The organism is Bradyrhizobium sp. CCGUVB23 (assembly GCF_024199885.1).
In the GTDB taxonomy this organism is placed as follows: domain Bacteria; phylum Pseudomonadota; class Alphaproteobacteria; order Rhizobiales; family Xanthobacteraceae; genus Bradyrhizobium.
In genome coordinates this window covers 769,757-790,528 of the sequence record NZ_JANADQ010000001.1, presented here as the reverse complement: position 1 = coordinate 790,528, position 20,772 = coordinate 769,757, and the positions used below count along the sequence as shown (strand labels likewise).

Sequence of the window (20,772 nt, the reverse complement as noted above, 5' to 3'; positions counted from 1 at the left end):
CCTCAGCTCCTAGCCTTCGAGCTGCCGGTCTCCCAAGGCGCAGCCCGCCGAAAAATCTCCTTCAGCTCCGGCACGGGCTTGGCAGGTTCGGATATCGTAGCGAGGAATGCTTTGAACCCTGCGGCACTCATTCGGATAGGGAGTGTCTCCATCAACACATCCTCTGCAGCGCGAACGGCCGCGTCACGTACGAAATCAGTGCGCGAGCGGCCGCGCAGCGTTGCCGCCCGATCGATGATCGCGATGTCGGATTCGGGCAATCGCATCGACAACGGATGTTCCTTGCGCCGGGCAGCCATGGGCAATCTCCACAAATGAGGTCCTACTGTAGCGCATTTTGCAATACATGAAAAGTGCCGCTGGTGTGGTCGATCTACCGGCTGAACCGCGCCACCAGCTCGACATGCGGCGTGTGGCGGAACTGGTCGACCGGCACGACGGCCTCGAGCTTGTAGCCGCCATCGATCAGCAGCCGCGCGTCGCGTGCGAACGTCGCGACGTTGCAGGACACCGCGATCACGACTGGCACCTTGCTTGCGGCGAGTTTTAGCGCCTGCGCCTGCGCGCCCTGGCGTGGCGGGTCGAACACGACGGCGTCGAAGTCGCGCAGCTCCTGCGGCACCAGGGGACGGCGGAACAGGTCGCGCGGCGTGGCCGTGATCGGCTTCAGGCCCGGGGTACGCGCAGCTTTCGCGAGCGCCGCGACAGCGCCGGCGTCGCTGTCATAGGCCGTGACGCGCGCCTTTTCCGCAAGTCTCAAGGCAAAGGGACCGACGCCGCAGAAGAGATCGACGATCTCCTTCGCCTTGCCGACGCGCTCGCTCACCAGCGCGGCCAGCGTCTCTTCGCCCGCCACAGTTGCCTGGAGGAAAGAGCCCGGGGGCAGCGTCACCTCTGCGCGCCCCATGCGCAGCGTCGGCGGCAGCCGTTGCAGCACGAGCTCGCCATGCCGCGTCAGCCGCGCCAGGCGATGCTGCTCGGCGACGCCCGAAACGGCCGCGACCATCGCGGCCGGCAGCGGACCCGATCCGCGCACGTCGACATCGAGGCCGTTCTCGGTTGCAGTGACCTGGATGTCGAGCGGCTTGGTCACCGCCATTTTCGACGTCAGCGGCTCGGCGATTGCCCAGGCCGCATCGAGCGCACCTTCGAGCGAGGGATCGAGGATCGGACAGCGATGGATCGGGATGACGTCATGCGAGCTCGTCGCGGCAAAGCCCACTTTCAGGATCTCATGCGTGCCGAACCGGCCATGCAGTGTGATGCGGCGGCGTCCCGCGCCATGGGCGTCGACCAGCGGCGCCACCTCGCACGCGACGCCGGCCTGTGCCAGCGTCTCGACCACGATGTTGCGCTTCCAGGCCTGGTACGGCGCGGCCGCCCAATGCTGGATCGCGCAGCCGCCGCAGACGCCGAAATGCGGACAAAACGGCGCGATGCGCTCGGGGCTTGCCACATCCACCGCGAGCAACTTGCGGCGGTCCGGATGATGGCCGGGAACCTGCTCGACCTCGACGGTCTCGCCGCCGAGCGCATAGGGCACGTAGATCGCCTCGCGTTCGTCGAGGCAGACACCGTCGCCGCGATGGCCGACGTGATCGATCTTCAGGCGCTCAACCACGGCGCGCGCCCAGGAAGAATTCGACGTTGCCGTCGCCACCAGTGATCGGCGAGGGAAATACCTCGATGTCGGTACAGCCGAGCGAGGCGGCAAAGGCCGCGATATCGTCGCAGATCTCCTGATGCACGTCGGCGTCGCGGATGATCCCCTTCTTGTTATGCTTCCGCTCCGCCTCGAACTGCGGCTTGATCAGCGCGAGCAGGCTCATCGGTGCCGCCGCCAGCGACAGCGCCACCGGCAGCACCGTCTTCAGCGAGATGAAGCTGACGTCGATGACGACGATATCGGGCCGCGCCGGCAGGCGCTTGCCTTCGTAAGAGCGGATGTCGGTCTCCTCCATCGAGACGATCCTGGGATGACCGCGCAGCGAGGGGTGCAGCTGCTCGCGCCCGACATCGACGGCGAAAACGAGGCTCGCGCCGTTTGCCAGCAGCACCTCGGTGAAGCCGCCGGTGGAGGCGCCGACGTCGAGGCAGACATGGTCCTCGATCTCGATGGGGTAGCGTTCCAGCGCACCGGCGAGCTTGACGCCGCCGCGCGAGACATAAGGATGCGCCGGCTCGGCCTGGAGCACAGCATTCTCCGCGATGGTCTCGGAGGGTTTTGTGACGGGCTTGTCATTGGCGGTGACGAGCCCGGCCTCGATCGCCGCGCGCGCCCGCGCTCGGCTCTCGAACAGGCCGCGCTCGACCAGAAGAACATCCGCGCGCTTGCGGGGAGGGGACATCAGGTTCTCCGGACGACCAAAGCGCTTATGTAAGCAAGCGTCGCGCGGCCGCCATCCGGACGCAAGTCTCGAACGCGGCGAGATCGTGCCAGACGTCGACGGGCATCTTTGCCGGCGTCACCAGCGGGCAGCCGTGCAGCTCCAGCGCGTGGATCATCATGAGATTGTCGACCAGGCCAAAATCCTCGATCGTCAGTCCCTGCGCATCGACCAGGCGGCCGTCCTCGGTCGTGACATCCATGAAGCGGCCGACGCGGTCGGCATAGACGGCGGGATCGTTGGAGTAGGCGAGGCACAGCTTGCCGCGGCCGGCCATGTAACCGAGTTCGTAGACAGTGCCGGGGTCGGCGCCCGCGGCGCGGAAGGGTGTGAGATTGGCGATGATGGCCTCGGCGGCATCCATCATCGCCTCGTTGGCGGTGAAGATCTGCCGCGAAGCATCGGGCGCGGTGAGATCGATCGCGTTGTCGAGGGGATAAAGGCCGTCGAGCCCCTGGGCAGCGCAGATCGCGACCTTGCGCCGGCCGATCTCAACCGCATCCGGCAGGAACACGTCGGGGCCTGCCAGATAGATTTTCATGGGGAACCGTTCAGGAGAATCAGGCGAGCTGCGCACCGCGGCGAAAACTGCGCTCCCTCCCCCGCGTGCGGGGGAGGGCTGGGGAGAGGGTGTCTCCGCAATCGAGAACCCCCAAGAGGGGAAAGCCCTCACCCGGATCGCTTTCGCGATCCGACCTCTCCCGCAAGCGGGAGAGGTAAACAGACTCAGGCGAGCTTGACCGTCTCGGTCTTCACATCCTTGCCGAGCGCCTCGAACACCTTGGCGACGATGCCCTTGGCGTCGAGACCGGCGCGGCCGTACATCGCGGCCGGCGTGTCGTGGTCGAGGAAAACGTCGGGCAGCACCATCGAGCGGAACCGCACCGCGCCGCTGTCGAGCACGCCCTGGTCGGTCAGGAACTGCGCGACATGCGAGCCGAAGCCGCCGACCGAGCCTTCCTCGATCGTGATCAGGATCTCGTGCTCGCGGGCGAGCTTGAGCACCAGGTCGGTATCGAGCGGCTTCATGAAGCGCGCGTCCGCGATCGTGGTGGAGAGGCCGTGCGCCGCGAGCTCGTCGGCCGCCTTCTCGCACTCGGCAAGACGGGTGCCGAAGGAGAGCAGGGCGATCTTGTTGCCCTGGCGGACGACGCGGCCCTTGCCGATCTCGAGGGGAATGCCGACCTCGGGCATTTCGACGCCGCGGCCCTCGCCGCGCGGATAGCGCAGCGCGCTCGGACGGTCGTTGATCGCGACCTGGGTCGCGACCATGTGCACCATTTCGGCTTCGTCGGAGGCCGCCATGATCACCATGTTCGGCAGACAGCCCAGATAGGCGTTGTCGAACGAGCCCGCATGCGTCGCGCCGTCAGCGCCGACGAGGCCGGCGCGATCGATGGCGAAGCGCACCGGCAGGCTCTGGATCGCGACGTCATGCACGACCTGGTCGTAACCGCGCTGCAGGAAGGTCGAGTAGATCGCGCAGAACGGCTTGTATCCTTCGGTGGCGAGGCCGGCGGCAAACGTCACCGCGTGCTGCTCGGCGATACCGACGTCGAAGGTCCTGTTGGGGAACGCCTTGTTGAAGATGTCGACGCCAGTGCCGGACGGCATTGCCGCGGTGATGGCGACGATCTTGTCGTCCTTCTGGGCTTCCTTGACCAGGCTCTGGCCGAACACGTTCTGGTAGGCCGGCGCATTCGGTTTGGCCTTGGCCTGAGTGCCGGTCGCGACGTCGAACTTGACGACCGCGTGGTACTTGTCTGCGGAGGCTTCCGCCGGGCCGTAGCCCTTGCCCTTCTGGGTCACGACGTGGACCAGGATCGGGCCGGTCTCCATGTCGCGCACATTCTTCAGAACGGGCAGCAGATGGTCGAGATTGTGGCCGTCGATCGGACCGACGTAATAGAAGCCGAGCTCCTCGAACAGCGTGCCGCCGTCCATCATGAAGCCGCGGGAGTATTCCTCGACGCGGTTGGCGCGGTTGGCGATGATCTTGGGCAGGCGCTTGTTGATCTGCTTGGCCGCCTCGCGCAGCGTGCGATAGGTCTTGCCGGAGTAGAGCCGCGACAGATACGCGCTCATCGCGCCGACCGGCGGGGCGATCGACATGTCGTTGTCGTTGAGGATGACGATCAGGCGGGAGTTCATCGCGCCCGCATTGTTCATCGCCTCATAGGCCATGCCTGCCGACATCGAGCCGTCGCCGATCACGGCGATGACGTTGTTCTTGCCGCCGGCGAGGTCGCGCGCCACCGCCATGCCGAGGCCGGCCGAGATCGAGGTCGAGGAGTGCGCCGCGCCGAACGGATCGTAGTCGCTCTCGCTGCGCTTGGTGAAGCCGGAGAGGCCGCCGCCGGTGCGCAAGGTGCGGATGCGGTCGCGCCGCCCGGTCAGGATCTTGTGCGGATAGGCCTGGTGGCCGACGTCCCAGATCAGCCGGTCGCGCGGCGTATCGAAGATGTAATGGATCGCGGTGGTCAGCTCGACCACGCCGAGGCCCGCGCCGAAGTGACCGCCGGTCACGGAAACGGCGTCGATCGTCTCCTGCCTCAGCTCGTCTGCGACCTGGCGGACCTGCTCGATCTTGAGCTTGCGCAGGTCATCCGGCGTTCGGATGGTGTCGAGAAGCGGCGTCTTGCTGTATGCGTTCACGGCGATTTCCAATTTTAAGGGCCGGACGACCGTCCGGCGCGAGATGGGTATGCAATATTGGCGCAGCGCGAGCCCTGACTGTCGGAGCCACCTGCGCAGGGGCAAAGCCCCTTCTTCAAGCTTAAGTGAGCCTAAGTGCGCTCCGGTTCAGTCTCTGTGATCTTGTCACTCAGCTCGGCGTCACCCGTCCCAGCCAATTTCATTAGCTATTTGAAGCACTTGCCGTCAGCAATATTTGCTTACGAAAGGCTCTCAAATAGCCATAGTCCGCGCACCTTTACACCAAAGCTGCCGCCAAAGCCAACCCGTTAGGCCCCTGGACAGGGTATGAGCCTGCAAGCCTTGGGCCGGTTTGGTTAACCCCGGCTCCGGGCCGGTGGTTCCATCTTGCCGAGTTCCGCGGCAGGAATTTGACCGCGGGGACAGGAATTTTCCAATTCCAGCCGTCGCCAGGCAAACTCGCGGGCCGAGGCGTCCCCTAGCGCGACCGCAAGCGCCGCGTCCGGCATGGCCATCCGTTCCCGCAAGGGAACCGGGCCGCACACGATCATGAAGAAGTCGTAGGCGTGGGGGCGCTCATTGGCCATCACGAACTGGAAATGGACGCGGAAGAACTGCCAGCGGAACAACTTGTAGTGCTCCGGCGCGATGATCTCGCGAAAGCGCACCGGCACGATGGCGGCGGGATTGCAGCGTGCCGCGCCGACGTCGATGCCGTGGCCCGCGATCGGATCGAACTGGAAGAAGTTCATCACGTCCTTGCGGGCCTGGCAGTCGATCCATTCGATCGAGGGCTCGACCGCGAGCTCGCGCAAACGGTCGCGGAAGTCCTGTGCCGCCGCGTGATAGCCGACGACCGGACAATTGCCGCCGACCGTAAGCAGCATGATGCGGCCGCCGCGTTGCCCGAGCGCAGGATCAAGCTTGAGCGCGCGCGCCAGGATCTCGATGGCGAGGAACGAGCCCGAGGAGTGGCCGACCAGCACGATCTCCTCTGCGCGCGTGGTGCGCGCGACCTTGCACAGATGCTCCGCAAAGCGGTCGATGCGCCGGTCCCACTCCGGCTGGCGGCGATGGGCGAATTCCCAGGTCCAGATGTGGTCGCGCAGGAGATAGAGCACATAGGTCCTCTCCTCCGTGTATTTCAGCGTGGTGCCGAGCAGCGCTACGAACAGTGCGGCGGCTGCGAGCAGGCTGAAGGGATCGGGGACGCCGAATGCATCCAGCCCTTTGCGGAACAGCCATGCGACGCCGGCCGCGCACAGCGCCTCCGCGAGCAGCACCAGATAGGGGTAGCTGACGAAGGTCGCGAATCGCCAGTTCGCCTTGGCGAAGCGCGCGATGGTGCCGCCGAACACGAGCTGGCAGTAGACCCAGAGCGCAGCGAACACGGTCTTGCGGATCGGCTGGGCGAGGTCGCGCTTGATGAAATCCTCAAAGCGCAGGAAGTCATAGGCCGTGCGGGTCTGCCAGTCGTCCGCGCGGGTCTCGATGCTCCACGACGCGATCTCGCCTTCGCTCAGATCCTGCGGCCTGCTGATCGTGGTCTTGAGCTGGTAGAGCCGGTCGAACTTGCGCAGCTCGGTACGGAACATGCGATAATATCGCGCGAGGCCGCGCGGATCGTAGCCCTGCACATAGATGATATGGCGGTTCTGAACGCGCACTGACCTTGTGATCCCGCAAGCCGGCCTTGGGGCCCCGTCAGGCGCCCCAGCCTCTCTCCCCCGATTGACGCGCTTCTTCGACGTAGAACGTCGATGTTCGCCCGGACCGTTGGCCCGGTCCGCATTCCCTGCCTCGGGACTATAGCAGTCCGCGGGACAGGCCAAGAGCTATTTGCGGCCTGGCTGCGCGGCCTTCGGGCGCATTCCCTGAATGTTCTGAATGGCTTGGGGGTATCGGGGAAAGGCGGCTACTGCACGTCGAGGGGCGCGGTGCCGCTCGCCTGGCCGCTGGCGTCCGTGGTGATCTTGTCGACGCGGGCCTCGGCCTGGCGCAAGAGTTCCTCGCAGCGGCGCTTCAAGGCCTCGCCGCGCTCATAGATCGCCACCGATTCTTCCAGCGGCACCTTGCCCTCCTCGAGGCGCTTCACGATCGTTTCGAGTTCCTCGATCGCGCGCTCAAAGGTCAGCCTGGTGACGTCGATTTGGGTGTTTTCGGCCATACCAGTTTCCGATTGCCCGCCCTTCGCTAAGTTACGAAGCAAGATTTTGCGGGCGCAATGTGGCGGGTGTCGTCAGGCGCCCATCAGGGCGCCGACATGCGCCGTAACAGATTCTTTCAGTCCTTGCAGGTCATAGCCACCCTCGAGCACCGAAACAACGCGTCCGCCCGCGGTCTTGTCGGCGAGGTCCATGAGCTTCCGCGTGACCCAGGCATAGTCCTCCCCGCGCAGGTTCAGCGAGGCCAGCGGATCGCGGTAATGCGCGTCGAACCCTGCGGAGATGATGAGAAGCTCGGGGCTGAACTTCGTCAGCTGCGGCAGGATCAAATTCTCGAAGGCGTCGCGGAATTCAGGGCCGCCGTCCTCGGAGGCGAGCGGCGCGTTGACGATGGTGTCGTGATCGCCGCGCTCGGAGCGCGCGCCGGTGCCTGGAAACAGCGGCATCTGATGGGTCGAGCAGTACATCACGGTCGGATCCGACCAGAAGATGTCCTGTGTGCCGTTGCCGTGGTGCACGTCGAAATCGACGATGGCCGCACGCTTGATGCCGTATTTGCGCTGCGCGTGGCGCGCGGCGATCGCGACATTATCGAAGAAGCAGAAGCCCATCGGCTTGCCGATCTCGGCATGGTGTCCGGGCGGGCGCACCGCGACGAAGGCGTTGCGGTGCTCGCCCGCCATCACGGCCTCGGTCGCGGCAACTGCGCCGCCGACCCCGCGCATGACGGCTTCCCAGGTACCCGGCGACATCGAGGTGTCGCCGTCGATATAGACTTGGCCGCTGGTCGGCGCGATGTGGCGAAGCTCGGTGACGTAATGCTCGTTGTGGCAGAGCGTGACGAGGTCGAGATTGCCCTCCGGCGCCTGGTCGCGCACCAGGAACTGGAAGCGCTCGTGCGACAGCGCTTCCTCCACCGCGCGCAGGCGGTCCGGCCGCTCGGGATGGCCCTGCGGCGTGACATGGTCGAGGCAGGCCTTGTGGGAGAGAAGAAGCGTGCTCATCAGGTCGGGCTCACTGCGAACGGGCTTTTGACGTCGCTTGGCGCATCCGGCGCCAAAAGGCAATGCAAAACGCAATGTAGGGCTTTGGCCGGGAATGGCAAAGGTGGTCCCGTTCCGGGCCGTTTGATCCGGATCAATTGATGCGCTGGATGCGGGTCGGTGGCAGCGGGCCGATCGGGCCGTGCACCCTGAAGAAGGCAAACAGCGCATCCGCATCGTAGCCGCCATATTGCGGCGAGGTGCCCTGCTTGGCGACCGTGAAACCGTCGCCGCCGACGGCGAGATAGTCGTTGAGGGTGACGCGGTAGCTCGATGCCGGATCGATCGGCTTGCCGTCGAGCGTCATCTTGTCGGCCGCGACGCGCTCGCCGAACGGCTTTGAGGCGTCCCAGACATAGCTGAAGCCATTCGACACCTGGAGTATCCGCGGCCGCTTTGGATCGAGCCATTGCTGCTCCAGCATCTCCTTGAGCTGGCTGCCCGTGAGCGTCAGGGTGACGAGGCGGTTGCGGAACGGCTGGCTCGCGAACACTTCGCCAAAGGACACCGCGCCGTTCTCCTTCGGCACGATGTCGGTGCGGATGCCGCCGGGATTGGTGACGGCAATGACGGCGCCGCCGTCCTTCGCGTCCTTCGTCGCCGCCAACTGCGCATCCGCGATGACGTCGCCGAGCGCGCTCTCGCCTGCGTCGTTGGGCACGCGCGACAATGTCTGTGTCACCGAGCCAGCCGGACGGTTGGCGATGGGGGCTGCGAGCTTGTCGTAGGCCTCGATCAGCGCGGTCTGATCGGGATCCTTGGCGAGCGAGGCGTTCGCGACGATGACGTTCTCGGCCTTCGCGCTGACGATGTCGCGCGTCGTGGAATCGAGCGTGACGTCGATCGCGGTCACCAGCGTGCCGTACTTGTCGCCGCTGGTGACGAGCCGGCCGTCGATGTTGCAGACGTAAGCCCGATGCGTGTGGCCGCTGACGACGACGTCGACCGCGCGATCGAATTTCTTGACGATGTCGACGATAGGCCCTGAAATGCCCGGGCATTCATTGTAGTCGCCGGTCGGCTCGCCGCCTTCGTGGATCAGGACCACGATCGCCTCGACGCCGCGCGCCTTCAGCTGCGGAACAAGCGCATTCACCGTCTCGGCCTCGTCGCGGAATTCGAGCCCGGCAATGCCGGCCGGCGAGACGATGCCGGCGGTGCCCTTGAGCGTCAGCCCGATGAAGGCGACGGGGATGCCGTCGAATTCCCTGATCTCATAGGGCGGCAGGATGTTCTTGCCGGTCGCGGTATCGATGGTGGAGGCCGCCAGATAATGGAATTTGGCACCCGTGAAGGGATGCGGTCCCTGGCATCCGTCCTCCGGATGGCAGCCGCCGTTCTGCATCCTGAGTAGCTCGGTCTTGCCCTCGTCGAACTCGTGATTGCCGACCGAGGTGATCGCAAGCCCCATCGTCGACAGCGACTCGACAGACGGCTCGTCATGAAACATCGCCGACAAGAACGGGCTCGCGCCGATGAGGTCGCCGGCCGCGACGAAGATCGTGTTCTTGCGGCCCTCGCGAAGCTGCTTGACCAGCGTCGCCATGTACTCGGCGCCGCCCGCTGCGACCGACACCTTCTTGGACTTGTCCTCGGGATCGCCGATGCGGATGCCGCCGGGCGGCGGGCGGAGATTGCCGTGGAAGTCGTTGATCGCGAGGATGCGCAGTTCGACCGGCGTCGCGCTCTGGGCAAGAGCGGGCAGGGCGCAGCCGAGCGCCAGCGTGGCGAATATCGGGCGGAGGGAGCATCGCATGGAACAAGATTAGACGCTCCACGCAAAGATTTCACGATGCTTGTTGCTTCAATTCGTCGATCGCGAACGCTCGTAAACGAGAATCCGATTCGTGGCGTTGACGCATCCCTCACCACATGCTGGGGCCAAACCAGCCAAAATGCGCCTGCCGTGCCATCATGAACTCGTATGGCGGCGCGCGCCTCCTTGTCGCCTTGTGCTGGTGCGACGGTCTCGTCTCACGCGCTCTCGCCTTCGGCGCGGCCGGACGCGCGGCATCGGATGGCTGAAATTGCGCAAATGCCTCGCGTGTCTTGTCCGCGGTGGTCGTTGTCGACTTCGGGGTGCTGCGCTCGTCGTTCGCGATCGGAGCAACAACGATGGTCGGCTGGCTGGTGTCGTAGACCACGCGCTCCGGCAATTTCATCTCGGACCGGATACGAATGGCAATGCGATTGGAATCCGCCTTTTCGGCAACGGGAGACGTCGTCACGCAGGCGTCCGCAATGAACAGCAGCACGAGCAGGGCGACGCCGATCAACGCAAAGTACCGGGCCAGGGGCATACGATGCTCCAAGACCCCCCTACCATTTGTGCATGCTCGGCCGCGTTTGTCCGGCACGAGTTGATTCAGATCAAGCTATGTGCATCTTCGCCGCGCCGTCGAGACCAGATGATGGTTGCGCTTCGGCGAGACGTTGGTTGTGCAATTTGTGCCATTCGCCGAGCGACAAAAAGAGCCCCGGCTATGCCGGGGCTCCAGTGGTGGGTAACCAGTGCTTGATTAGTAGCGCGCGGTGACCGGCGCGCCGTAACCGCCGAAGCGGTAGTTGAAGCGCACGGTGACCATGTCGACATCCTGGCTGATCCGGTCGTTGAGGACGCCGGCAAGGCGCGCATCGACCACGGAGAAGGAGTTGTTCGCGTGCCCCATCCACAGATGGTCGTATTCAAAACCAACCGACCAGTTCGGTGCGAAGCCATACTCAAAGCCGACACCCAAGGTGCCGCCCCAGCGCGTGTTACTTGCCGAGACCAGACCGAGCCCGGTGATGTTGTCGAATATAGTAAGGTTATTGCTGGTCACGGCCGCGCCGCCCTTCACGTAGAGCAGTGCCGCGTTCCACGCCCAACCGATTTGACCCGTGAAGAGGCCGATGCCGTCGGTTTTCACCGTGGTTGAGAGCGTCGGATCGAGCAGGCTAACGCGCGTGTTCCTGAGGTTGGCCCAATCGCCTTGTGCCTCCAACCCGAACACAAACTGATTGGTTTGCCAGCGATACCCGATTTGTCCGCCGACGACGCCTCCGGAACGATCGCTGCAACCGCTAGCGACTGTTCCTAGAACGGTGACGAAATCCAAGCAATTGTGGCTCTGGCCCCATCCGCCATTGGCGCCGATGTAGAAGCCACTCCAGTTGTAGATCGTCACCACGGGCGGAGGCGGCGGTGCCTTGACGGCCATGTCGGCAGCCGATGCGGGAGCGGCCATGCCCAAGGCCGCGAGGCCGACAGCGGCCATTAATAGTTTCTTCATCCTGATTGTCTCCATGTCCCCTAGTGCGGGTCTTCTTCAATCAATAAATTCGTGTGCACGATCGCGTGCACATCTCTGCCATTCCAGCCTCAAGTTTAGTCGCGCCGCGTTTAGGCCCCCGTAACAAAATGGCAACACTCAACCGCAATCGAAAAATTGCGCGACTCATGATCGGTGCGCGCTCAGCCATCATCATCGGAAGGAGCCGCGCGTTGTGTTGAATCCTCCTGGCTTTCCGCAAGCCAGAGATGGACGCCGTTGGACGGGATGAGACGCCTCGGGGAATGGGGATTTATCGTGCCTGCGAAAACGATCAGTCCGTCTTCCAGCTTTGCACGTGCGAAGATTTTGGCTTCGGCTTCCGTTGCAAATGTTCTGGTTTCGCGCGGGCTTCGCCTCTTGGGCAGGAGACCGGTCTTGCGGCTCTCGAAGGTGACGTACCAGGTTGGCTGCATTTCACACGACGCGTGGGCGAATATTGGTGTCGGGGGCTGCAGTTCATGCGAGGAGCCGGGTCCACCTTTGACCTAGGTCAATCGATTTTGTTCCTTCCTGGCCATGAAGATTGGCCTGACGTGCCTGGACCCGACCATGCCGAGGCTTTCCGAACCGGCCTATTTTCTTGCTGTGATCATGACGATCGCGACCACGGCTGCGAGCGAAGCAAAGGTGTTGCGCGACAAAGGCAACTCGCCGACAGTCTTGATTTTCAAGGACGCGGAAGCGCTCAGTCGCTTCAGCAAGCTGGCCGTCGCCGCTTCGCAGAACGAAAGTGCCGTGGGGCCTTTGCTCTCTTGCAGGGCTCCGCAGGGCAGCAAGGTCGATGTCCTCGGCAGCGGATATCGAACGGCGTTCGTTCGCGTGGTCGACGGCATCGCCGCCGGTTGCGAAGGAACGGTGTCGCTGGGAACCTTGAAGGACCAATAATCGGCGCCGTCGTGTCTCCGGTAGCCAAGGCGTCGACGAGGTGGTGCGAAGCGAAGCTTGATCTAACCCAAGCCTCGCATCGATCAGCGTTGAAAGCGTGCAAAGGGTCGCCGTCTCAACACGTGAGCCCGGAAGCTCGCCCTCATCCGGAATTCAAACCGCGCTTGAATTCCGACCTCTCCCCGCAAGCGCGGCGAGAGGAAGTGCCTAATGCCTCTTCCTCGCGAAGAACGCCTTGAATGCGGCGATGGCTTCCTTCGAGCGTATTCGTTCGCCGAAGAGATGGCTCTCCTGGTCGATGCGGCGCGTCAGTTCCTCCGGCGGCAGGCGCAGCAATTTGCGCGAGATCGCGACCGCGTCCGCCGGCAGCTTGCAGATGTCGCGCGCCACCTTCTTGGCCTCGGCCTCGGTATGTCCGGGTGAGACGACCATGTTGACGAAACCGGCATTTTGCGCCTCGGCGGCGGTGAAGGTGCGTCCCATCACCAGCATCGCGAAGGCGCGCTGGTAGCCCATGGTGCGCGGCATCAAGAGGGTTGATGCGCCCTCCGGGATCAGTCCGAGCGGGACGAACGGCGTCCTGAAAGTCGCAGCCGTCGATGCGAGCACGTAGTCGCAATGGAACAGCATGGTCGTGCCGATTCCGATCGCGACGCCGTCGACGGCGGCGATGATCGGCTTCACATTGTGGGCGAGCGAATAAAGCAGCTTGATGGCATTGGAGGCTCTCGGCGTCTCGGGGCTCGCCGTGGCATCGGCCAGGAACTCCTCGATGTCGTTGCCTGCGCTGAAGGCGCCGGAGCCGCCGGTGATGATGAGGCAGCGGATGTCCGGGTTGTTCTGCGCCGTGTCGATCGCGTGGCCGATGTCGCGGTACATGGCTTGCGTGACCGCGTTCCTCTTGTCCGGCCGGCGCAGCGTGATCACGCGCATCGCGCCCTCGTGCGTCACAACAATCTGGCCGGCCATGCTTCCCAGTCCCCAATAGCGGCCCGCAGCACCGTTGCCGCCAGCCTGTCGTTTTGCTGTCAGCCTACATCATCTTGCGGAACTGCAAAACCTGGGGTTGCCGTTTTCAACGGTGGGGGCGGTGCATCCCACCCCTTCGCGGTTGCGCGGGGATGACGGAGCGAACAGTGCGCAGTTCTTACCCCAGCAGCACCGCGTCCGCCGCTGCGACCGACTCCGCGCTCTCCGTCACGGTGCGCTCCAGCGAGGTGGCCTGCACGGTGATGTTCTCTGCGAAGAAGCGGGCGAGCGAGACGTATCGGGGCGCATCGAGGTTGCCGTCGCTCTTGGCCGCGAGCGCCTCGCTTGCCAGCATGCAGCCGCCGAGCGTCGCACCGAACTGCTGGAGATAGGGTGTGGCGCCGGCGAGTGCGTCGTTCGGCGCCTCAGCCAGCCGCTCCAGGAGCCACTTGCTGGTGCGCTTGAGCGCGTCCAGCGCCTCGCGCAATTTGACGCCGGTGGTGCCGAAGGCGGGATCGTTGGAGGCCTCGACCTGCTTGATGATGCCGGAGAGCTCGCCGAGTAGCCCCCAGACTGCGGTGCCGCCGTTGGCCGCCAGCTTGCGCGTAACGAGGTCGATCGCCTGGATGCCGTTGGTGCCTTCATAGATCGCGGTGATGCGGGCGTCACGGTAGTGCTGGGCCGCGCCGGTCTCCTCGATGAAACCCATGCCGCCATGCACCTGGACGCCGAGATAGGCGACCTCGTTGCCGACATCGGTCGAATAGGCCTTTGCGATCGGCGTCAGCAGCGCCGCGCGCGCCGCGGCCTCGACCCGCACGCCGGGATCCCTGGCGCGCGTCGAGACGTCGATTGCGACTGCCGTCGCATAGCAGATGGTGCGCGCGGCCGCGGTCTGTGCGCGCATCCGCATCAGCATGCGCTTGACGTCGGGATGCACGATGATGGCATCGGAGCCGTCGCCCCTGTTGCCGAGGGCGCGACCCTGCTTGCGTTCCTGCGCGTAAGCCAGCGCCTGCTGATAGGCGCGGTCGGCGACGCCGACGCCTTCGAGGCCGACGCCGAGGCGGGCCTGGTTCATCATCGTGAACATGCAGCGCATGCCCTGGTTCTCTTCGCCGATCAGAAAGCCGATCGCGCCGCCATGATCGCCCATGGTCATGGTGCAGGTGGGGGAGGCGTGCATGCCGAGCTTGTGCTCGACGCCGCTGGCATAGATGTCGTTGCGCGCGCCGAGCGAGCCGTCGACGTTGACCATGAATTTGGGAACAAGGAACAGAGAAATTCCCTTGGTGCCGGCGGGTGCATCAGGCAGGCGCGCGAGCACGAAATGCACGATGTTGTCGGTCATGTCGTGCTCGCCATAGGTGATGAAGATCTTCGTCCCCTTGATGCGATAGGTGCCGTCGGCCTGCCGCTCGGCACGGGTGCGCAGCGCGCCGACGTCGGAGCCGGCCTGCGGCTCGGTGAGCTGCATCGTGCCGGTCCATTCGCCGGTGACGAGTTTTTCGAGATAGATCTGCTTCAGCTCGTCGCTGCCATGCGCCTCCAGCGCCTCGATCGCGGAGGCCGTCAGCAGCGGGCAGAGGCCGAAGGCGACGTTGGAGGCGCTCCAGATCTCGGTGCAGGCCGCGTTGATCGCGAGCGGCAGGCCCTGGCCGCCGAACCCCTCCGGCCCCGACACCGCGTTCCAGCCGCCGTCCGTCCAGCGCTTATAGGCATCCGGCCAGCCGGGCGCGGTCGTGACCTTGCCATCATCGAGCTTGATGCCGTTCTCGTCGCCGACGCGGTTGAGCGGCGCAAGAACGTCGGTCGCGAACTTGCCGGCTTCCTCCAGCACGGCAGCTGCGATATCGGCGTCGAAATCGCCGTAATGGCCGGCCTCCACGGCGGCCTTGAGGCCCGCGCCGTGATTGAGCGAAAGCAGCATGTCGTTGATCGGCGCGCGGTAGGTCATGGCGTACTCCCGGAAACCTCGTTGCCGCCGTATTCCCACGAAACCGCCGGGGTCTCAATGGCCGGGAGGGCCAAGTTTCGTGACTGGCAAGCCAGGCCGGGCGCGGGCAGGGCGCCCATAATAAAGAGTGGCGCAAACGCCCCCGCCGCCGGCCAATTTGCGCGCGGAGGCGGTTGAAATGGCCGGCTACTCTCTGTAGACCGGCGGGACCCGAAGGGAATCCGCGGTAGCCTGTTCTGGCGCCGTTCCCGAAGGCGGTGTTGGGGCGTAGCCAAGCGGTAAGGCAGCGGATTTTGATTCCGCCATTCGGAGGTTCGATCCCTCCCGCCCCAGCCAGAACCAAGCTGCTGAATTCATTATTTTAAACAGATCTACGTCCACCAATTTCTGAGCGCGTTTGGAAACAGAGCCTCTCAGGCTTGGTTGAAAATCGAAGGTATCGCGCGCGTTGTCCTATATCGGGTTATCTCTTTTCGCTCGTCTCAATGTATATCGCGGAAATTGTCGGGGAGCAGGTCTGTTTCATACTGATCGTAGGATAGAGGGCCACGGCGAATAAATCGGACAACCAATCGATGCATTTGTACGTATTTGTGTACGTATTTGGCGTCGAGCTGCAGCCTGCCCAGCGAAGGGCGTTCGAGCCGCGGCTGCTCTGTGCAAGTTCACGAGCCGCGCGATGGAATTGTAAGGTCTCTTAACGAGGCGACTGAGTTACTGCACATCTCTAAACGGAGGCCGCCAACGTGTCTTAATGCAGGCTGCGGCCTTGACACCACGATGCAGCGTTATCGCTTCTATCTGTTGGACGAGCTCATCCGCGCGCGCCTAACCAATCGTCGGACATCCTGCTCGGCCCATCACGTTGGCTTTGGCGTTTTCATATTGGGTCGGTTTAGACCAAAGTTCTGGCTCGATCCGGCCGGACCTGCGGTCCCCACTCAGCGCTTTTCGGTCGAGCTCACCTTGCTGCCATTCCCGAATGTAGTCGAGCAGGGTCGTTGCATACGGCCAGAATCTGCCGACCATTCTCGACTGGCATGTCGGATGCCATCATGCCTTGCCCGCCGACCAGGCGGTCCTTGATTGCGCCCCTCGTCATTTCGATCTCGGCTGGCGACGCCAGGCAGCTCAATTTGGAGATCCAGGCTCGTCTTGGATTTCTTGAGGCAAAAGCTATGATATCCCGCATGACCAATGCCAACGTTGAGCTCGACGCCGGCACCAAGACATTCGCCTCGGGCCTCCTGCCGGATTTGATCGCTGCACTTCGCCGCAGCCGTAAGGGCGATCTGGTGGCAGTAGTCAGCAGCAATTCAAACATCGGCCCCGAGCTCGAGGCATGGTGTCGCTTCACCCGCAACAGTTTGATCGACACCGCATTCGAAGACGGTCGCACCAGATGGGTGCTCCGATACGGAGAGGCTCCTGAAAATGTGGGAGAAGATCGGCCTGTCGGCTCTCGCCTATGGCTTTACACCAACTTCGACTGCAACCTGAGCTGCGACTATTGTTGTGTGCGCTCGTCGCCCAAAGCGCCGCGGCGCGCGCTTGGCTTCGAGCGGGTGCAACGCATCGCTGTCGAGGCGGCGGAGCTCGGTGTGCGCGAGATTTTTGTCACCGGCGGTGAGCCGTTCATACTGCCGGATATTGGCGAGATGCTTGTCGCCTGCGCCGCGGCTGCGCCGACCACGGTCCTCACCAACGGCATGCTCTTTGCGGGACGCCGCCTCGAAACGCTGCGCTCGCTGCCGCGGGAGCGCGTCACTTTGCAAATTAGCCTCGACAGTCCGACGCCGGAGCGCCACGACCGCCATCGCGGCCAGGGGACATGGGCGCGCACCTGGAAGGGAATCGAGCGGGCCCGCGTCGAGGGATTTCGAGTGCGGTTGGCGGCGACTGTTTCGACCGACACAGAAGCGGAAGAGTTTCGTGACTTCCTTGACACCCATCACGTGAGCGAGGTGAATCGGGTGATCAGGCGAATTGCGCTCCGAGGCTCCGCTACGCAGGGCATCGCGTTGGCAAGGGCAGATCTGGTTCCCGAGGTAACGATCACCGCAGAAGGCGTATTTTGGCATCCGGTTGGCGCTGAAGACAACGACCTCCTGGTCAGCCGCGACATCTTTCCGCTTGCCGATTCCTTCGCGGCCGTGCGCCGCGCCTATGATCGCGAATCCGAGCATCAACGCCGCTTGGCGACGATCTTCAATTGCGCCTGATAGCGTTCAGGGCCGCTTCAAAAAGCCCTGTTGCGCAGAAGCATCCCGCAATTCGGCATACGCTTCAAGTTGAGGCGCTATCCATTGTCGGAGCCCTTCTGCTTCGAGCACGGGGCGATGCGCCGGATTGTCGTAGCTCATTTCAAACAGTGCTTTGGCAAACGCCTGCTCCAACGCAGGGTCGAGATCGGACCGAGTAGTAAACATGCAGTGATTATAGGGCCGAGAGGTCCAGATCTCCGTCAGCGCGCCTTCGGGCACCAGGCGCTCGCTGCGCACGGTACTCCAGAATGGGCTGCCAATGGCGCCGGCATCGGCACGACCGTCAAGTACCGCACGTATGACGTCGGCCTCGCTTGTCCCGGTGTCCCCATGCTTGCCGAGGTCGGTGTTGAAGCGCAGCGATCGGTAATCCTTTCCCTCGGCCAGGCCCTCGCGCTGCAGAAAATAGACGGGGAGGATCGCCGCATGGCCGCTGTCGCGGCTGCCGAGCGCGAGTGTGCGATTTCTGAGATCGGCGAGCTTGGCCACCGGCCCACCCGTGACGGCGACGATCTTGGTCATCCAGCCTATATCGGTGTCGCGCATCGCGATCGGTCGGCAGCGGTGGTCGCTCCAGGCATCGGCCTGGACATAAGCGAGGTTCGTGTTCCACCCGATGTCGATGCGCGGCAGCGGCTCGTCGGGCGAGGCGAGGAGGGCGGCGACCTGCGTCTCGTAGCTCTGAAACAGCACCACCTCGACAGGTAGATGCGCTTCCTCGTGAAAGTACCGCCGCATGCCCTCCCAGATGCTGACCACCTTCGGATCATATGCGACGGCACCTACCCAGATCGTCTGGCTCATGACTGCTCCACCCGCCATGCTTGATATTCGGATGCGATCAATTCGCTTCAGACTGCTTCCGAACGCCGCGACACTCGCGTGCTCAGAACAGCGGTAGTCCCAAAACGGCCTTGCCGATGAACTCGCGCAAAACATCGCCCGTCGGCGCCATGATTGCTCCCGCATGGGCATCGCGGAACAACCGCTCGATCGAGAGATGCTTGGAAAACGCTGCGCCCCCACACACTCGCATCGCTGCCGAGGTGACGGCGATCGCAACATCTCCCGCCGCCGCCTTGCTCTCGAGCACGCGCAACATGGTCGCCTCTTGGGGGCGTTCAAGGTGATCGATGAGATCGTCGACGCGCGCGGCGAGCCCATCGGTGTCGATCTGCATCGTCGCAAGCTGCGCGCGGAGCGTCGGCAGGCTCTCTCCGAGGGTCTGGCCCAAATGCTCGAAGCGAGCGCTATTGAGATGGGCCGCGGTCCCCGCGACCGCGGCCCGGCAAAGACCAAGCGCGACCGCCGATGTCCCGAGGTTGAACAGCGGAAGCACGACCTCCAGCATCGCCTTGAACCCCGCACCGTCGTCGGTCAGCTGGAACTCGGGTGCGATCTCACAATCCTCGAGGATCATCGGCGCGGAGGCGTTGGCCCGCATCCCAAGACCATCCCAGGCGCCCGCGACCGACAGTCCGAGCGTGTTACTCGCGACAAGATAAAGGGTTGAATCCGTTGGGCTCTTGCCTTCAGGCGCAAGCGCCGAGACCACATAGCTTTGCGCGTGACCGGCACTCGTCACCCATGATTTCTTGGCCGTGAGATGCACATTTACAGCGTTTCGCTTTGCGCGCGAGACTGGTGCCCAGAAGTGGCTGCGCGATCCGGCTTCGCTGAATGCCAGGGTCGTCAGGTGTCTTCCGGCCACAATGTCCGCCAGCGTCTGCGAGACCGCGGCACCCGGACGAGCTCCCGCAATCGTTGCGGTGGCACACATGTGCATCAAGTAAACCATCGCGGCGGACGCGTCCGCCTGCGCAAGCGTGGCGATGACGGCAGCGAGCGTCCGTGGTCCAAGCGCCGAGCCGCCGACCTCAGTGGGCAGCGTGATTCCGAGCAATCCGGCCGGACCAAGCGCCGCAATTGCCTCGGGCGAAAATCGAGCTTCCTTGTCATTTTGCCTGGCCGCCGGCGCGAGAATGCGATCGGCGATTTCTTTGGCATTCGAAACTGCGGTCTCGTGGTTCATGACAATCCTCGACACCTGCGCACAGCCTGCCAAGTTCGAAATTAGCGAACCCGCCCTTTCTTGCGACCAATGCTACGCGACCCGCAGCACCGGATCAACACGACCAGTTTCGGGGTATGGCAGAATCTGGATGTTCCAGCAGCGGGCAAAGGCCATGCTTATTACGTCCGTCAAAGCCATTTTGTTACATCCTTCGAAATCTTTTTAAGGCTCGGTGAAACCTTTGGCCTCGGCGGTAGCTATCCGGCGACGCTTGCCGGCTGTCGATGAGAACGCTACCAATGACCGGCAATGGTGTGACGAGGTTTGTCCGGCGATGGCGGTCAATGATGGCGGGGCCCCGCTGCCGTGAGCGGCGCGGCGATCGGGATCATCGGCAAGGCGCCGCAGCCCGGCCGCTCAAAGACGCGGCTTGCGGGGGCCATTGGTCCTGCAGCCGCTTCCGAACTGTCGGCTTGCTTTCTGCGCGACGTCGCCGCGGCCATAGAGGCGGTACCGGAGGTGCTTGGCAGGCGCGGCTATGGCGTCTACGCGCCGGCCGGCGCCGAAGACGTTATTCGGCAGCTGCTTCCTGCGGGTTTCGGACTGCTGTTACAGGCCGGTGAAGATCTCGGACACGTGCTGCTTGGCGCTACGTGTGCGCTCCTCGATGCCGGACATGACTGCGTCCTGCTCGTCAATGGCGACAGCCCAACCCTGCCAACTCGCCTGCTGGTGCAGGCGATCGAAGCCCTGCGCGAGCCCGGCGATCGGATGGTGCTCGGGCCGGCAAGCGACGGCGGCTACTATCTCATCGGCTTGAAGCGTCCGCATCGGCAATTGTTCACACGGATCGCGTGGGGAACGGATAGCGTGGCGCGCAGCACTTGCGAGCGCGCCGCCGAAATCGAACTTGCCACGACGCTGCTTTCGGAATGGTACGATGTCGACGACATCCAAACTTTGCGCTGGCTTCAGGACGAGCTGGCCGGGCACTCGACCCGCTTTCTTGGCGGTGGGTTTGCTGCGGCGAGCCGGGCCTTTCTCCGAGCCGCGCCGCCGACAAACCTGTGAAGCCAATGCCAGGGGCTGCTACCAATCAATTCGGTCGACTGGCGCGCT

General features: G+C 63.8%; 18 protein-coding genes and 1 tRNA gene. 4 read left to right on the top strand and 15 right to left on the bottom strand.

The window, feature by feature from the left end:
• Window positions 1-2: 2 nt before the first annotated feature.
• The 11 genes from NLN62_RS03465 to NLN62_RS03415 all read right to left on the bottom strand — a co-directional run bounded on the left by NLN62_RS03465 (window position 3) and on the right by NLN62_RS03415 (window position 11,522).
• Complete coding sequence (locus tag NLN62_RS03465) at window positions 3-305, bottom strand: DUF1778 domain-containing protein (protein WP_027526539.1); 303 nt, start codon at window positions 303-305, stop codon at window positions 3-5.
• 68 nt (window positions 306-373) lie between these two features.
• Window positions 374-1,621 carry a class I SAM-dependent RNA methyltransferase gene (locus tag NLN62_RS03460; RefSeq protein WP_027526540.1) on the bottom strand — a complete coding sequence of 416 codons (1,248 nt, stop codon included), beginning with the start codon at window positions 1,619-1,621 and terminating at the stop codon, window positions 374-376.
• Entirely contained in the window at window positions 1,614-2,348 is a 735-nt protein-coding gene (locus NLN62_RS03455; RefSeq protein WP_027526541.1) for a TlyA family RNA methyltransferase, read from the bottom strand. Before NLN62_RS03455 ends, NLN62_RS03460 begins: the two co-directional genes overlap by 8 nt.
• 25 nt (window positions 2,349-2,373) lie before the next feature.
• On the bottom strand, window positions 2,374-2,928 hold the full coding sequence (locus NLN62_RS03450; protein ID WP_027526542.1) for a nucleoside 2-deoxyribosyltransferase: 555 nt from the start codon (window positions 2,926-2,928) through the stop codon (window positions 2,374-2,376).
• Between the two features lie 185 nt (window positions 2,929-3,113).
• A complete protein-coding gene (dxs, locus tag NLN62_RS03445; protein WP_254107391.1) occupies window positions 3,114-5,042 on the bottom strand; it encodes a 1-deoxy-D-xylulose-5-phosphate synthase in 1,929 nt (642 codons plus the stop codon).
• Window positions 5,043-5,398: 356 nt separating this feature from the next.
• Window positions 5,399-6,709 (bottom strand): hypothetical protein, encoded by a 1,311-nt coding sequence (locus NLN62_RS03440; protein ID WP_254107389.1) that lies wholly within the window; start codon window positions 6,707-6,709, stop codon window positions 5,399-5,401.
• A gap of 248 nt (window positions 6,710-6,957) precedes the next feature.
• Window positions 6,958-7,209 (bottom strand): exodeoxyribonuclease VII small subunit, encoded by a 252-nt coding sequence (locus NLN62_RS03435; RefSeq protein WP_027526545.1) that lies wholly within the window; start codon window positions 7,207-7,209, stop codon window positions 6,958-6,960.
• Window positions 7,210-7,281: 72 nt separating this feature from the next.
• Window positions 7,282-8,211, bottom strand: a complete 930-nt coding sequence (locus NLN62_RS03430; RefSeq protein WP_027526546.1) for a histone deacetylase family protein — start codon at window positions 8,209-8,211, stop codon at window positions 7,282-7,284.
• Between the two features lie 133 nt (window positions 8,212-8,344).
• Window positions 8,345-10,006: a bifunctional UDP-sugar hydrolase/5'-nucleotidase gene (locus NLN62_RS03425; protein WP_254107387.1), complete on the bottom strand. Its 1,662-nt coding sequence runs from the start codon at window positions 10,004-10,006 to the stop codon at window positions 8,345-8,347.
• Window positions 10,007-10,115: 109 nt separating this feature from the next.
• Window positions 10,116-10,550 (bottom strand): hypothetical protein, encoded by a 435-nt coding sequence (locus tag NLN62_RS03420; protein ID WP_156944676.1) that lies wholly within the window; start codon window positions 10,548-10,550, stop codon window positions 10,116-10,118.
• Window positions 10,551-10,769: 219 nt separating this feature from the next.
• Window positions 10,770-11,522: an outer membrane protein gene (locus NLN62_RS03415; protein WP_254107385.1), complete on the bottom strand. Its 753-nt coding sequence runs from the start codon at window positions 11,520-11,522 to the stop codon at window positions 10,770-10,772.
• 558 nt (window positions 11,523-12,080) lie between these two features.
• Between NLN62_RS03415 and NLN62_RS03405 the strand changes: the two genes are divergently transcribed.
• Window positions 12,081-12,449: a hypothetical protein gene (locus tag NLN62_RS03405; RefSeq protein WP_027526550.1), complete on the top strand. Its 369-nt coding sequence runs from the start codon at window positions 12,081-12,083 to the stop codon at window positions 12,447-12,449.
• Between the two features lie 207 nt (window positions 12,450-12,656).
• Here NLN62_RS03405 and NLN62_RS03400 read toward each other — a convergent pair whose 3' ends face one another.
• Entirely contained in the window at window positions 12,657-13,418 is a 762-nt protein-coding gene (locus tag NLN62_RS03400) for an enoyl-CoA hydratase-related protein (RefSeq protein WP_254107383.1), read from the bottom strand.
• Between the two features lie 178 nt (window positions 13,419-13,596).
• Window positions 13,597-15,375, bottom strand: a complete 1,779-nt coding sequence (locus tag NLN62_RS03395) for an acyl-CoA dehydrogenase (protein ID WP_254107382.1) — start codon at window positions 15,373-15,375, stop codon at window positions 13,597-13,599.
• Window positions 15,376-15,636: 261 nt separating this feature from the next.
• Here NLN62_RS03395 and NLN62_RS03390 point away from each other — a divergent pair.
• Both NLN62_RS03390 and NLN62_RS03385 read left to right on the top strand, forming a co-directional pair.
• Window positions 15,637-15,711: transfer RNA gene (locus NLN62_RS03390), tRNA-Gln, on the top strand.
• Window positions 15,712-16,565: 854 nt separating this feature from the next.
• Window positions 16,566-17,597: a radical SAM protein gene (locus tag NLN62_RS03385; RefSeq protein WP_254107380.1), complete on the top strand. Its 1,032-nt coding sequence runs from the start codon at window positions 16,566-16,568 to the stop codon at window positions 17,595-17,597.
• 6 nt (window positions 17,598-17,603) lie between these two features.
• Here the strand turns inward: NLN62_RS03385 and NLN62_RS03380 are convergent, their stop codons facing one another.
• Window positions 17,604-18,443 (bottom strand): phosphate/phosphite/phosphonate ABC transporter substrate-binding protein, encoded by an 840-nt coding sequence (locus NLN62_RS03380; protein WP_254107378.1) that lies wholly within the window; start codon window positions 18,441-18,443, stop codon window positions 17,604-17,606.
• 82 nt (window positions 18,444-18,525) lie between these two features.
• Window positions 18,526-19,671, bottom strand: a complete 1,146-nt coding sequence (locus NLN62_RS03375) for an acyl-CoA dehydrogenase family protein (RefSeq protein ID WP_254107376.1) — start codon at window positions 19,669-19,671, stop codon at window positions 18,526-18,528.
• A gap of 348 nt (window positions 19,672-20,019) precedes the next feature.
• Here NLN62_RS03375 and NLN62_RS03370 point away from each other — a divergent pair, with 348 nt between their 5' ends.
• Entirely contained in the window at window positions 20,020-20,724 is a 705-nt protein-coding gene (locus NLN62_RS03370) for a TIGR04282 family arsenosugar biosynthesis glycosyltransferase (RefSeq protein WP_254107375.1), read from the top strand.
• The last annotated feature ends 48 nt before the right edge of the window (window positions 20,725-20,772 follow it).